The organism is Olleya sp. Hel_I_94, from assembly GCF_007827365.1.
Classification (GTDB): Bacteria; Bacteroidota; Bacteroidia; order Flavobacteriales; family Flavobacteriaceae; genus Olleya.
The window spans coordinates 1,730,850-1,746,580 of sequence record NZ_VISI01000002.1; the positions used below are offsets into that span (position 1 = coordinate 1,730,850).

Genomic DNA, 15,731 nt, shown 5'->3' on the forward strand with positions numbered 1-15,731 from the left:
TTTAGTGAATTACAAATGTAAGTTTTTAAGACGTTTGAACATAAAAAAAATGAGAGAGACTTTGAATAATCTTTGAATAATTTTAAACTAATAATAACACGATTTTGTATTATTATCTTTTATTAGAAGTATTGAAAACAAAGGTTATATAGCGTTACAAAAGCTTAATATTTTATTTTACAAACTCAATATTACGTTTTAAACCCTCAAACTTTGTGCGTTTTACAGCACTTTTTTGAAACACTTTTTTAAACACCTCTTCAGTAATGTCTTCCCAATCTTGTTTTGTCATAGCTAACATATCAGGATGTGGATTAAAAAGTGGCTCGTTATGAGGTTTTGAAAACTTATTCCATGGACAAACATCTTGGCAAACATCGCAACCAAACATCCAATCGTCAAATTTACCTTTCATTGCGGTTGGTAACTGCTCTTTAAGTTCTATAGTAAAATAACTAATACACTTACTACCATCAACAACGTAAGGCTCTGTTATGGCTTGCGTTGGACAAGCATCAATACATGCTGTACAAGTACCACAGTGATCGGAAACAATGGAATCGTATTCCAAATCTAAATCAATAATTAACTCTGCAATAAAATAAAAAGAACCCACTTGTTGGGTTAATAAATTACTATTCTTGCCAATCCAACCTAATCCAGATTTTGCTGCCCATGCTTTATCTAAAACTGGTGCAGAATCTACAAATGCACGTCCGGAAACATCACCTATTTCTTGATGAATAAAATGGGTTAATTCTTTAAGTTTTTCTTTAATTACAAAATGATAGTCCTGTCCATAGGCATATTTAGATAATTTTGGAGCTTTTTTGTCTTCCTGAACTTGAGAAGGATAGTAATTTAACAATAATGATATTACGGATTTAGAATCATCGACAAGTTTGGTTGGATCTAAACGTTTATCAAAATGGTTTTGCATGTAACCCATTTGACCATGCATATTTTTATTCAGCCAGTTTTCTAGTCTTGGTGCTTCTTTTTCTAAAAAACCTGCTTTACTAATACCACAAGATAAAAAGCCTAAGCGTTTAGCTTCGGCTTTGATTTGTGTTGTGTATTTAGATTTGTTATCAAGCATTATTATCTTATATGAAAACTAAGCTGTGCATTTTTAGGTTTTAAAGTAATTAAAGGAGTAATCTTAATATTTTCAAACTCAGGTTGAATTTTAAATTTTTTGACTAAAGCGGTAACAGCTATAATCATTTCAAACATAGCAAAATTGTTTCCAATGCATTTTCTTGGACCTGCTCCAAAAGGAAAATATTGGCTAGAAAACTGTCGTCCACCATCTGCAAAGCGTTCAGGTAAAAAAGATTCTGGATTATCCCATAACTTTGGATGTCTATGGATTTCGTAAACCGAAAACAGCAGATTACTACCTGGTTCAAATTCCATTTCATTAAAAACATCCTTCTCTATATTTACTCTGTCAATAAAATATGCTGGAGGATATAATCTCATGGACTCTTCAAGCACTTGTTGACAAACTTTAGACTGTGATATTCTAGTCATCAAATCAGCTTTATCACCACCAAGCTCAATAAACTCATTATAGATTTTATCTTGCCATTCAGGATGTTTTGCTAATAACTGAAATGTAAAAGTTAAAGCATTGGAAGTGGTTTCATGACCTGCAGTAAAAATTATTAAAATTTCGTCAATTAATTGGTTTTCTGTCATACCTTGACCATCCTCATAGCGAGTTTCCAATAGCATATCAAGTAAATCGTCATAACGTTTACCTGAAGTTGTACGTTGATCAACTATGCGTTTTAGTATAACTCTAGCTTCTTCTGATAAATCTAAATGCTTTTTTAAAGTGCCACCAATTTTAAACCACCATCCTAGATAAGGTTGCCTTAACTCTTTAACTAGCATGCGTTGATTTGCTTCGGTTATATACTGTAACCGCTCCATATCCTTATTGTTGGCTGCTTGAGTGAACAAAGATTTAACTACTGTTTGAAAAGCTACATCATTAAGAATTGGAAAAAGATCTATGGTTTTATTACTTTCAATCTTATTAAATTCTGAAATAATCGTCTGCTGCATACCATCAAGCAAATTTTGCAATTGCTTTTTATGAAAAGCTGGCTGCATCATCTTACGTTGTTTTTTCCATTTTTCGCCTTCAGACGTTAAAAGACCTTCTCCTACATATTTTACTAAATCTTCAGTTTGAATTTTTGATTTTGTATAGTTTTTTTGATTTTTTTGAAGCACATACTGCGCAAAAGCAGCGTCTCTACAAAAGTATATCTTAGTATTAAAACCTACATTAAGTTTAAACACATCACCTAACGCTTGAAAGTTTTTATTATGAAAAGGCAACGGATTTTTAAGAATCTCTAATGAATGCTTAATAAATTTTAATAATGAAACTTCTGGAATCTTTTTCATTTATCTAAATAAGAGATTATTATATATGTCCAAAGTTTTAGTGTTTAACATCAAAGTTTATTAAAACAAACCTCCTTGAATTGGACCTTTAATTTTTCCTAAATGTTTGTAAGCCAACTCTGTGACCTCACGACCTCTTGGTGTACGCATTATAAAACCTTGTTGTATTAAAAAAGGTTCGTAAACCTCCTCAATAGTCTCAGTACTCTCACTAACTGCAGTCGCAATAGTACTAATACCAACTGGTCCTCCCTTAAACTTTTCTATTATAGTAGATAGAATTTTATTATCCATCTCATCCAAACCATAGGCATCAACATTAAGCGCTTCTAAGCTATACTTTGCAATTTTAATATCGATACTTCCATTACCTTTTATTTGAGCAAAATCACGGACTCTACGCAGCAGTGCATTAGCAATTCTAGGTGTACCACGACTACGACCTGCTATCTCAATTGCTGCTTCCATAGATATTGGAACATTTAATATATCTGAACTACGTTGTATGATAGTAGTTAGTAATTCTGTATTATAATATTGTAATCTGCTTTGTATACCAAACCTTGCTCGCATAGGAGCTGTCAATAAACCTGATCTGGTTGTCGCACCAACAAGTGTAAATGGGTTTAGGTTAATTTGAACCGTTCTTGCATTTGGGCCAGACTCAATCATAATATCGATCTTATAGTCTTCCATTGCAGAATATAAATACTCTTCTACAATAGGACTTAAACGATGAATTTCGTCTATAAAAAGGACATCTCTTTCATCTAGATTGGTTAATAAACCTGCTAAGTCTCCTGGCTTATCCAATACAGGACCTGAGGTAACTTTAATACCAACACCTAACTCATTTGCTAATATGTTTGCTAAAGTAGTTTTACCAAGTCCTGGAGGACCATGAAATAATGTGTGATCTAACGCTTCATCACGACCTACAGCTGCTTGAACAAAGATTTGAAGATTTTCTAATACCTGATCTTGACCTGTAAAATCTTCAAAAGATAGAGGTCTTAATTGTTTTTCGACATCAAACTCTTCTGGAGTAAAATTATCGCTAGTTGGGTCAAGGTTATCGTTCATGTTAATGTTCCGCAAAAGCGGTAAACTTATAAATTATATAGCTTAAATAAAGCTAAGGAATAATATAAGCAAATATAAAGAAAAAGCCTTTCTGTTTTTACAGAAAGGCTTTTCAATATGATATTAGATTTAAAATCTAGTGTTGTAATTCTTCTTCTCCTTCTTTTAAAGGAATAATTTGCGGAACAAAATCATCGTCATGTCCTGGTTTGCTATAGTCATAAGCCCATCTGTGAACTTCTGGTATAGCACCTGGCCAGTTACCATGTACATGTTCTACTGGTGTAGTCCATTCTAGAGTATTAGATCTCCATGGATTTTGAACAGCTTTCTTACCGTAAAATATACTTGAAAAGAAATTGTAGATAAATACGATTTGGAAAATACTACCAATAATAGCAAATAAAGTAATAACAACGTTTACACTAGCTAAATCATCAAACAAAGGAAAGTTAGTGTTTGTATAGTAACGTCTTGGTAAACCAGCCATACCTATAAAATGCATTGGAAAAAATACTCCATAAGCACATACCGCAGTTATCCAAAAGTGTACATATCCTAAATTTTTGTTTAACATACGTCCAAACATTTTAGGGAACCAATGATAAACACCTGCAAAGAAACCGTAAAGTGCAGAAATACCCATCACTAAGTGGAAGTGAGCTACTACAAAGTAAGTATCATGTACGTTAATATCTAATGCACTATCTCCTAAGATAATTCCAGTTAATCCACCTGTTATGAAAGTAGAAACTAACCCAATAGAAAACAACATTGCTGGATTCATTTGAAGATTACCCTTCCATAAAGTGGTTATGTAATTAAATGCTTTTACCGCTGATGGTATAGCAATTAAAAGCGTTGTAAATGTAAATACAGATCCTAAAAATGGATTCATTCCTGAAATAAACATATGGTGACCCCAAACAATTGTAGATAAAAATGCAATTGCTAAAATTGAAGCTACCATTGCACGATAACCAAAAATAGGCTTACGTGAGTTGGTTGCGATAATTTCTGAAGTAATACCTAATGCTGGTAATAATACAATATATACTTCTGGGTGACCTAAGAACCAAAATAGGTGCTCAAATAAAACAGGAGAACCACCTTGGTAATGTAATACTTCACCTTGAATAAATATATCTGATAAGAAGAATGATGTACCAAAACTTCTATCCATTATCAATAATAATGCTGCAGATAGTAATACTGGGAATGAAATAACACCAATTATTGCTGTTACAAAAAATGCCCAAATTGTTAAAGGTAATCTTGTCATAGACATACCCTTAGTACGTAAATTAATAACTGTAACTACATAATTTAAAGAACCTAATAAAGAAGAAGCGATAAATATAGCCATAGAAACTAACCACATTGTCATACCTAATCCAGAACCTCCTTGAGCCATTGGCAGTGCACTTAAAGGTGGGTAAATTGTCCATCCTGCTGCAGCTGGTCCAGCTTCAACAAAGAAAGAACATACCATAATAACACTTGAAGTAAAGAATAACCAATATGAAACCATGTTTAAAAAACCTGATGCCATATCTCTTGCTCCAATTTGCAATGGAATAAGTAAATTACTAAAAGTACCACTAAGTCCTGCTGTAAGTACAAAGAAAACCATTATAGTACCATGGATAGTTACTAATGCAAGATAAATATCCGCACTCATTACACCATCTGGAGCCCATTTACCTAATAAAGCTTTAAATAATGGATTTGATTCTTCAGGCCAAGCAATTTGCATACGCATCATGATTGACATTACTACTGCTATGATTCCCATGATAAGCCCAGTAATAAGATACTGCTTGGCAATCATTTTATGATCTTGACTAAATATATACTTAGTTATGAATGTTTCTTTATGATGATGACCATGATCGTCATGTCCATGTTCTTCTACGTGTGCTGACATAATCTAAAATCTTTAAATTTAATTTCTTGTTATTTAATTTTTTACTAATGAATCTACAAAAAGCTTTTGCTCTTTCATCCACTCATCATACTCCTCTTGTGTTTCCACTATAATTTTCATTTGCATGTTATAGTGAGACGTTCCACAAATCTTGTTACATAATAGTAAATAATCAAACTCATAAGGCTCTAAACCTTCTTTACCCTCAGCAATTAAAGATTGACTCTTCTCTGTTCTGATTTTGTTGATATTAGCTACTTTATCTTGAATTTCTTGCGTTTCACGCATTTCAGCAGTAGTTTTAGAAGGAGTAAAACCAAACTGAGTAATCATACCAGGAACACAGTTCATCTGAGCTCTAAAGTGAGGCATGTAAGCAGAGTGTAATACATCTTGAGAACGCATTTTAAATAAAACAGGTTTTCCTACTACTAAATGTAACTCTTTAACAATTACATCATCTTGAGCATTAGGGTCAGACTCATCCACACCTAATTCATTAGCCCTATTAATATCAATCAATCTAACATTAGCTTTACCTAAAGCATTATCAGGACCAGAATATCTAGCTTTCCAATTAAACTGTTGCGCGTATAATTCAACAATCATAGGGTCTGATTCTTCATCAATATTCATGATACTTGTCCAAGTAAATAATCCTTGAATAATTAAACCTGCCAATACAATTACAGGTATAATAGTCCATATAGCCTCTAATTTATTATTGTCAGCATAAAACAAAGCTTTTTTACCTTTTTCACCTCTGTATTTAAAAGCGAAATAATGAAGCAAAAACTGAGTAATTGTTTGAACAAAGAAGATAACAATCATAGAAATGATCATTAAGCTATCAATACCAGGTCCATGCTCTGAGGCAGAATTAGACATTAAAGGTAAGTCTCCCCATTTAACAAAACATACTATTGTAATAACATAAATGAAGATTAAAAAACCTATCATTAAGTAACCGTTTATACGGTTATCGTTATCATTTGCTACTTGATTATTATCGTTTGTTTTACCTGCTTGCGTCAAATCAAAGATTTTAACCATTTGCCAGATTGCAACGAAAATAAATACTAAAACTAAAATTGATAAGAAAGTCGTCATTGTTATCGTTCTTCTTTATTTTATTTTTTATTAATAATGGAAATGTTCACTCTCTTTGATGAACGGATTTCCTTTAGCGATTAGAGGTTGTTTAGATATTGCATAAAACACAATAAACATAAATAAACCAGCGAACAATAAAATTGCTCCTATTTCAGGCATACCAATAAACCATCTGTCTCCAACCGTAGCTGGCATAATCATGTTGAATATATCAATATAGTGTCCTGCTAAAATTACAACTCCAGCCATAATTACAAACCAAGGAATACGCTTATAGTCACTATTCATTAATAGTAAAAGAGGGAATAGGAAATTCATAGCTATCATTCCGAAGAAAGGAAGGTTATAATCTTCAATTCTAGTTACAAAGTAAGTTACTTCTTCTGGAATGTTTGAGTACCAAATTAACATAAATTGAGAAAACCATAGGTATGTCCAGAAAATACTAAACCCAAACATAAACTTAGCTAAATCATGAATATGACTATCGTTAACTTGTTGTAATAATCCTTTAGATTTTAAGTAGATAGTAATCATTGCCATAACTGTAACAGCACAAACCATCATTCCTGCGAATACATACCATCCAAATAATGTTGAGAACCAGTGAGGATCTACACTCATAATCCAATCCCATGACATCATCGACTCAGTATAAATAAAGAATACTAAAAATGCTGCAGCAATACGAAATGATTTTTTAAAGTTACTTCTATCACCTTCAGGAGCTTGATCTTGCGCTAATGAAAATTTACGAGCAAAAAATCTATATAGAGACCATCCACCAATAAAAACCAAAGCTCTAATAACAAAACCTGTTGTATTTAACCAAGCTGACTTACCAGCTACTAATTTATCAAACTTATCGCTCTCTGGATTCACCATTTCCGGATCCATCCAAATAAATATATGATCACCAGCCCAAACAGCTATAGCAACAACAATTAATGCTCCAGGTAATACATAGTAAGTAATACCTTCCATTACTCTAAATAATAAAGGAGACCAACCTGCTTGTGCAGCAAACTGAATTGCATAAAATGCTAGAGCACCTAAAGCAATCATCATAAAGAAAAATGCAGCAACATAAAGCGCTGAATAAGGTCTATTATGAATTTGATGCATTACATGTTCTGCATGCTCATCTCCATGATGTGCATCTGCTTCAGCATGCGAAGCCTCTTCACCATGAGCATCTGTATTAACGTGAGCCTCAACTTCATGAGTATCAGTAATGGTTGCATGGCTATCACCATGAGAACCATGACTTGCTTCTTCTGCTAGCATCGTTTTAACGTTATCTAAAGTAACGTGATGAGACGAGTAATAACCTGTTCCCCATAATCCCGCTCCTACAATGATTAGGATTAGTGAAACTAATTTTAGTCTATTTGAAAGTGTGTACATATCTATATATAAACTTTATCTAAATCTTATTTTTCTAAGTCTGCCTTTAATTTCTCAACATAGGCAACAACTTGCCAACGTTCTTCCTCGCTTAAAAAGTTAGCGTAAGATCCCATTGAGTTTTTACCATAATACATTACATGATAAATACTACCTGTATTAATAGCTCTACCTACATCGTCATAACTTGGTACTCCAAGAATTTTCTCTCTTTTAACCAAATTACCTTTACCGTCACCTTTGTTACCATGACATATACCACAATAAATGTTGTATAATTCTTTAGCTCTTGGCTCATCAAATTGAGTAGAATCTAAAGGCGATTTAAGTTCAGCTTTAGCTAAATCATAACCAGCAATGTCATTTGTATACTCAAAAGGTGTATAACCTCTAGGTATAGTACCATCTACAGGTAATTGGGCTTCAACTCCGTTTGCAAAAGCATCTGACTCTTGGTAAGCATCGTACGCCACAGACTCATACATGTTTGGCATGTATTGATAATTTGGACGAGAACTCTTATTACAAGAAGTAAACGAGATTGCAATTAAGGCTATTATTGATATTTTAATTAAATGTTTCATTCTATCTAATTAATGTGCTTTATCTACTACGTTAATTTCAACTGCTCCTGTTTGTGATAATAGACTTTGCAATTCAACTTCATTGTTATGAATCGGAAGTTCCATTAAGAAATGGTCATCAGTTGTTCTAGGATCTGGATTTTCAGCTTTTTTAAAAGGCCACATTTTACTTCTTAAATAAAACGTTATAACCATTAAATGGGCTGCAAAAAACACTGTAAGCTCAAACATAATTGGTACAAAAGCTGGCATGTTTTCTAGGTAACTAAAACTAGGTTTTCCACCAATATCTTGAGGCCAATCTTCAATCATAATGAAATTCATCATTAAAACTGCTACTGTTAAACCAACACAACCGTACAAAAATGCACATATAGCTAAACGTGTTGGTGCTAATCCCATCGCCTTATCAAGTCCATGGACAGGAAAAGGTGTATATATTTCTTCGATTTGATGTTTTGCAGCTTTAACTTTTTTAACTGCATTCATTAACACATCGTCATCGTTATAAATAGCGTGAATTACTTTTGAAGCTTCCATATGCTACTTTAAGTTTTTTGATTCGTTATTATTAACCTCAGAAGTTCTGGCATCTGATCCAGTACCTACTAAGCTATCTCCTCTTTCTCTGATGTTTTTGTAACGTTGCCCAGAAGATTTCAATATAGTTTTAACTTCTGCTTGAGCTATTACTGGGAATGTTCTAGAATACAATAAGAAAAGTACGAAGAAGAAACCAATTGTTCCAATAAAAATTCCAATATCGACAAATGTTGGTGAGAACATCGTCCAAGAAGAAGGTAAATAATCCCTGTGTAAAGATGTTACGATAATTACAAAACGTTCAAACCACATACCTATGTTTACTACAATCGAGATAAAGAAAGAAAACATGATACTTGTACGTAGTTTTTTAAACCACATAAACTGTGGTGAAAATACGTTACAGCTCATCATCATCCAATAGGCCCAAGCATAAGGACCAGTTGCTCTGTTCAAGAATGCATATTGTTCATATTCTACACCAGAATACCAAGCAACAAACAACTCAGTTATGTAAGCCACACCCACGATAGATCCTGTAAGCATGATTACAATATTCATTAACTCTATATGTTGCACTGTAATGTAGTCTTCTAAGTTACATACCTTTCTCATGATGATAAGTAAAGTGTTTACCATAGCAAATCCTGAGAAAATCGCTCCTGCCACAAAATATGGAGGAAAGATTGTTGTATGCCAACCAGGTATAACAGATGTTGCAAAGTCAAAAGATACAATAGTGTGTACTGAAAGTACTAAAGGAGTTGCTAAACCAGCAAGTACAAGAGAAACCTCTTCAAAACGTTGCCAATCTTTAGCACGACCTGTCCAACCAAAACTTAATAAGCTATAAATTTTCTTTTGGAAAGGTTTGATAGCTCTATCACGTAACATTGCAAAATCAGGTAATAATCCAGTCCACCAGAAAACCAATGAAACCGATAAATACGTTGAAATCGCAAATACATCCCAAAGCAATGGTGAGTTAAAGTTTACCCATAACGAACCAAATTGATTAGGAATAGGTAACACCCAATACGCTAACCATGGACGACCCATGTGGATGATTGGAAATAAACCAGCTTGAACTACCGAGAAAATTGTCATTGCTTCTGCAGAACGGTTAATTGCCATTCTCCATTTTTGACGGAATAATAAAAGTACTGCAGAAATTAATGTTCCTGCGTGACCAATACCAACCCACCAAACGAAGTTAGTAATATCCCAAGCCCAGTTTACTGTTCTGTTTAGACCCCAAGTTCCGATTCCAGTAGAAACGGTGTATATAATACAACCTATTCCCCAAAGAAAAGCTACAAGTGCGATAGAGAATACAATCCACCACTGTTTGTTAGCCTTACCCTCTACAGGTGCTGCGATATCTACAGTTACATCGTGGTAAGATTTCTCACCTGTAACCAAAGGTCTTCTAATAGGTGCTTCGTAATGAGACGCCATAATCCTTTATAATTGTTTATTAATTAATCTTTTTATGCTTCTTTCGTGTTTCTCACTTTAGTATGATACTGAACATTAGGTTTAGTACCAACACTTTCTAATAAGTGATACATACGATCGTCTTTTAAAAGTTTTGCAACTTTACTTTCCTTATCGTTAATATCTCCAAATATCATTGCTCCACTACTACATGCAGCTGAACAAGCTGTTTGGAATTCTCCGTCTTTAATCTCACGTCCATCGCGCTTAGCGTCAAGAATAGTCTTTTGTGTTTTTTGAATACACATAGAACATTTTTCCATTACACCACGAGAACGAACAGTAACATCAGGATTAATTACCATACGACCTAAGTCATTATTCATGTGGTAATCAAACTCGTCATTTCCGTTATATAAGAACCAGTTAAAACGTCTTACTTTATACGGACAGTTGTTTGCACAATATCTTGTACCCACACATCTGTTGTATGCCATATGGTTTTGACCTTGTCTACCGTGTGCTGTAGCAGCAACAGGACATACAGTCTCACATGGAGCATGATTACAATGTTGACACATTACTGGTTGGAATGCTACTTGTGGATTATCTGCAGGATCTTCTAATTCTCCAAAACCTCCTAAAGAACCATTATCTCCAAATAAACCAGAGAATCCTTCTTTTTTAGCATCATCTTCAGCAAATGTATCTTCTGATGAGTAATATCTATCAATACGTAACCAATGCATATCACGACTACGTCTAATTTCTTCTTTACCAACTACTGGTACGTTGTTTTCAGCATGACATGCAATAACACATGCTCCACAACCTGTACAAGCATTTAAGTCAATTGATAGATTAAAATGATGTCCAATTGAACGGTCAAATTCATCCCATAAATCAACCTCAGGAGATGTAACCGGAGTTTCTTGGTGATTTAAAGATACCATAGGAACTTCATTCCAATAGTGCTTATCTTTAGTATTAAAAATCTCTAATGTCGTTTCTTTTATGATATCACCACGACCCATCAATGTGTTTTGTAACTGTACACATGCAAATTCATGCATTCCAGTTGCAGGCTCAATAGATACGCTTTGAACAGTATTAAATTCTTTATAAAGTGTAAAAGCATTTACACCTGTTTTCATTTCATCTTTAAGACCAGCAGATCTACCATATCCAAATGCTAAACCAACAGATCCCTTTGCTTGTCCTGGTTGAATGATTACTGGAACATTAGATAAAGTAGTACTACCTAACTTAAGGTTAACGTAGCTACCATTTAAAGCTCCTGTAGAATCATTTTCATTGATAATATTCCAAGCTTGAGCATCAGATTTAGAAACCGTTAAATAGTTATCCCATGATGTTCTAGTAATTGGATCAGGAAACTCTTGTAACCAAGGGTTGTTGGCCTGTTGACCATCACCCATTCCAACTTTAGAATATAATGTTAATTCTGTACCACTAGTTTTTACACTTGAAGCTAATGCTCTTGCTGCATCGCTAGCAGGTAATTCATCCTGAGCAATCTCTTCAGTTACTTCTTCAACAACTGGCATTGAACTAACAAATGACCCATCATGTAAAGCTTGGTTATAAGAACTACCATTAAGAATAGTCTCTTTCCAAGTTGCTTTAATATAATCATTTAATGAACTACTATTGTCGTTCCATTTTAATAAAATATCTTGAAATTGTCTTGTATCAAATAAAGGTCTGATTGTTGGTTGCATTAACGCAAAGTGACCCTTCTTTAATTCAACATCACCCCAAGACTCTAAATAATGAGGCGTTGCTGCTATATATTGTGCAACTGAAGCAGACTCATCTTCTTTAGAAGTGAAAGCAACAGATAAACTTGTATTTTTAATTCCCTCTGCAAATTCAGAAGCGTTAGCTAAAGTATACATTGGGTTAACACCACTCATAATAATAGCACCAACCTTACCTGCTTTCATGTCAGATATTAAAGTTTGTACTGATTTATTATTTCCTTGTCGTGTTTTTATAGGTGTTTTAGGATCAAAAGCCTTACTACCTAGTTTTTTATTAATTTCTAAAGCAACAGTTTGAGCATTCACATCTTGAATACCTGTAACTAATACACCATTGCTACCAGCTTTAATTAACTCAGAAGCTGCTTTTTGAACTGCTTCTTTAATCTTAGCAGGTAAAGCGTTAGCATTTACAGATCCACCAACGATTAAACTGTGCAATTGTGCCAAAGCAAGTTTTTGCTGAGAAGGTGTTAAAGGTACACGCTTATCTGCATTAGCACCAGAAAGAGACATATTAGCCTCAAACTGAATATGACGAGACATTTTACCATCTAGTGGTATACGTCCTTTAGCATAAGCAGAGTCAAAACCTCCACCTTGCCAATCACCTAGAAAATCTGCTCCTACTGAAACAATAGTCATTGCTTTAGAGAAGTCATAATTAGCTAAACCACGCTCACCATACATTGCTTGGTAAGCATCTAAAGCTGCTGACTCTGAAATAGCATCATAAACGACATGATTTATGTTACCATATTTTTCAGTAAATTCTGCAACTAATTTTGAGGTTGAAGGACTTGCATACGTTTGAGTTAACAAAACAATTTGCTTTCCAGAATTCTTTATATTATTTAATGCTGTTGTCGTTTCAGATTCGAAATCTGACCAAGAAATAGAGGCACCACCTTTTTTTGGTCCTTGCACTCTAGTACTATCATATAAGTCTAAAACCGAAGCATTAACTCTAGCATTGGCACTACCATTAGTAGCAGCTAAAGTATTGTTTTCAATCTTAATTGGACGACCTTCTCGAGTCTTAACTAAAACACTTGCAAAATCAAAACCATTAGCAATAGTTGTTGCGTAATAATTAGCAACACCAGGAACAATTCTGTCTGGTTGTACTACATAAGGTATTGACTTAACGACTGGTCCTTCACAGGCTGCTAAAGAAGCAGCTGCTGTACTAAAACCAACATACTTTAAGAAATCACGACGTGTTGTTGAAGAAGCCTCTAATGTATCCTTATCACCTAAGAACTCATCAGTAGGAATTTCTTGAACAAATTCGTTTTGTTTTAGCGTCTCAACAATAGAGCTATCTTTTAGCTCCTCAACACTTTTCCAGTATTTCTTGTTTGATGACATATTATATAATTGAATTTATTTCTTTATTAATTATTTTAAGGTTTTCCATTTTAAAGGAAAATAAAAATCTTGTTTTTAGTAATGACACTTACCACATTCTAAACCTCCCATTTGAGCTGCAGTAAAATTATCCTTACCATACTTTTTGTATAGTTGCTCATGGATTTTAGTGTAATATGCATTGTCTTTAACTTTCACATCTGTTTCTCTGTGGCAGTTAATACACCATCCCATTGTTAAAGGTGCATGTTGATACATAATTTCCATTTCTTCAACAGGTCCATGACATGTTTGACACTCAACACCTCCTACAACTACGTGTTGTGAGTGATTAAAATAAGCGAAGTCTGGTAATTTATGAATTTGGATCCATTTTACTGGAGCTGTTTTTCCTGTGTACTTTTGTTCTGCATCATCCCAACCAACTGCATTATAAAGTTTTTTGATTTCAGCATTGTAATCCACTCCATATTCTGACAATCCTTCAGCTTGCGTTTCGGCAGCAACTTCATAAATAGATTTATGACAATTCATACAAACATTTAATGAAGGTATACCTGAATGCTTACTAACTCTAGCAGAAGAGTGACAGTATTTACAATCAATACCATTTTCACCTGCGTGAATTCTATGTGAATAATGTATAGGCTGAATTGGCTCATATCCTTGATTAACTCCAACTTGCATAAAGAAACCGTAAACAAAATAAGCACTAGATAACAATAATACGACTACTGAAACTAAAACTAAAAATTGATTTTGAACAAATGCCTTCCAAATTGGTGTACGCTTTGTAGTCTCAGACAACTCAACACCTTTTGCCTCAGCAAAATTACGAAGTGTCTTGTTAACTAAAAATAAAGCACCAGCTAACAATGCGAATAAAACACCTAATGCTCCTAAAATTATTTTATTAGAAATACCTCCTTCAGAAGTCGCATTAGACGATCCAGAAACAGTAGGGTCACCTGCAGCCACAGGAGCAGCAGTTGGCTCTGTAGCAGTATACGCTAAGATATTATCAATGTCAGCATTAGTAAGAGTAGGAAACGCACTCATTGCAGCACCATTGTACTCATTATAAATCTTGTTTGCATACGCATCTCCAGATTTAATAAGTCCTGCACTATTTTTTATCCATTTGTACAACCATTCTCTATCTAAACCTTCAGTTTCAGCTAAACGAGATTCCACTTTACGTAAAGCAGGACCAGTCATTTTTTTGTCTAGCTTATGACAAGCTATACAATTGGCGTTAAATAAAGATTTACCTGCAACTGCGTCGCCTTCTTGAGCGAACATTGAGGTTGAGAATGCTAGTAAAAAAATTAAGCTTAAACGAAGATAGTTACTACTTAACTTACGGTGAATCACCTGTTTCATATTATATATTGAATTTACTTCTAAACTTTGGTATGATTTTTTCATTGCTGCATATTGAATACAGTTAGAAAAACGTTACGCAAAAGTAATACTTAAAGTCGATTTTTAAAATCTTAAAGAAGTCTTAATTGCTAATTTAGATAAATTCTAAATAATAAATTGAGTTACTTTTTAGTTTAATACATTTACATTTGCAATAAATACTATTAAAAATGAAAAAAACACAATTTAAAGCCATTTGCTTAACTTCCTTAATTACAATATGTTTTTCAGCATTTAGTATGGCACAAAGCGGAACAGTAGTCCTTAATGAAGATCCTGCTATCTCTAAATTATTAGATATAAAAAAGGAAATGAATAAAGATGATAAAAATAGTGATCGCTATAAAATACAGATATATTCAGGAAATTTAGGTAGTGCAGAAAGCATGAGATCTAAGTTTGGAAATAGCAATGGAAACATAAGTTCTCAACTTGTTTTTGAGACTCCTAACTATAAAGTATGGGTAGGTAGTTTTAGAACACGTCTAGAAGCAGAAAGAGCTTTAGTAGATGTACAGAAGAAATTTAGTGATGCCTTTATATTTAAACCAAAAAAAGAAAAGGACTAAAATTAGTTAGTTTTAAAACATAAAAAAAGCGATTCAAATGAATCGCTTTTTTTTATAACTAAAC

General features: G+C 33.7%; 12 protein-coding genes. 1 reads left to right on the forward strand and 11 read right to left on the reverse strand.

Annotation, left to right across the window (positions count from 1 at the left end):
- Positions 1-172: 172 nt before the first annotated feature.
- From queG to JM82_RS11055, 11 genes are all read right to left on the reverse strand, one after another.
- Positions 173-1,099, reverse strand: coding sequence for a tRNA epoxyqueuosine(34) reductase QueG (queG, locus tag JM82_RS11005; RefSeq protein ID WP_145003640.1), 927 nt, complete (start codon positions 1,097-1,099; stop codon positions 173-175).
- A gap of 2 nt (positions 1,100-1,101) precedes the next feature.
- Entirely contained in the window at positions 1,102-2,424 is a 1,323-nt protein-coding gene (locus JM82_RS11010; protein WP_145003643.1) for a cytochrome P450, read from the reverse strand.
- A gap of 60 nt (positions 2,425-2,484) precedes the next feature.
- Positions 2,485-3,507, reverse strand: a complete 1,023-nt coding sequence (gene ruvB / locus JM82_RS11015) for a Holliday junction branch migration DNA helicase RuvB (protein WP_145003646.1) — start codon at positions 3,505-3,507, stop codon at positions 2,485-2,487.
- Positions 3,508-3,643: 136 nt separating this feature from the next.
- Positions 3,644-5,434 (reverse strand): cbb3-type cytochrome c oxidase subunit I, encoded by a 1,791-nt coding sequence (locus tag JM82_RS11020; protein ID WP_145003649.1) that lies wholly within the window; start codon positions 5,432-5,434, stop codon positions 3,644-3,646.
- Between the two features lie 33 nt (positions 5,435-5,467).
- A complete protein-coding gene (locus JM82_RS11025; RefSeq protein ID WP_145003652.1) occupies positions 5,468-6,544 on the reverse strand; it encodes a cytochrome c oxidase subunit II in 1,077 nt (358 codons plus the stop codon).
- A gap of 30 nt (positions 6,545-6,574) precedes the next feature.
- Positions 6,575-7,954: a quinol:cytochrome C oxidoreductase gene (locus JM82_RS11030; RefSeq protein WP_145003655.1), complete on the reverse strand. Its 1,380-nt coding sequence runs from the start codon at positions 7,952-7,954 to the stop codon at positions 6,575-6,577.
- Between the two features lie 26 nt (positions 7,955-7,980).
- Complete coding sequence (locus tag JM82_RS11035; RefSeq protein WP_186439213.1) at positions 7,981-8,538, reverse strand: c-type cytochrome; 558 nt, start codon at positions 8,536-8,538, stop codon at positions 7,981-7,983.
- 9 nt (positions 8,539-8,547) lie between these two features.
- Positions 8,548-9,078 (reverse strand): DUF3341 domain-containing protein, encoded by a 531-nt coding sequence (locus JM82_RS11040; protein WP_145003658.1) that lies wholly within the window; start codon positions 9,076-9,078, stop codon positions 8,548-8,550.
- 3 nt (positions 9,079-9,081) lie between these two features.
- Positions 9,082-10,539 (reverse strand): NrfD/PsrC family molybdoenzyme membrane anchor subunit, encoded by a 1,458-nt coding sequence (gene nrfD, locus JM82_RS11045; protein ID WP_145003661.1) that lies wholly within the window; start codon positions 10,537-10,539, stop codon positions 9,082-9,084.
- A 32-nt stretch (positions 10,540-10,571) separates the two neighbouring features.
- Positions 10,572-13,673, reverse strand: a complete 3,102-nt coding sequence (locus tag JM82_RS11050) for a TAT-variant-translocated molybdopterin oxidoreductase (RefSeq protein WP_145003664.1) — start codon at positions 13,671-13,673, stop codon at positions 10,572-10,574.
- A 75-nt stretch (positions 13,674-13,748) separates the two neighbouring features.
- Positions 13,749-15,056, reverse strand: coding sequence for a c-type cytochrome (locus tag JM82_RS11055; protein ID WP_145006752.1), 1,308 nt, complete (start codon positions 15,054-15,056; stop codon positions 13,749-13,751).
- 212 nt (positions 15,057-15,268) lie between these two features.
- Between JM82_RS11055 and JM82_RS11060 the strand changes: the two genes are divergently transcribed.
- Positions 15,269-15,667, forward strand: coding sequence for an SPOR domain-containing protein (locus tag JM82_RS11060; RefSeq protein ID WP_145003667.1), 399 nt, complete (start codon positions 15,269-15,271; stop codon positions 15,665-15,667).
- Positions 15,668-15,731 lie beyond the last annotated feature (64 nt).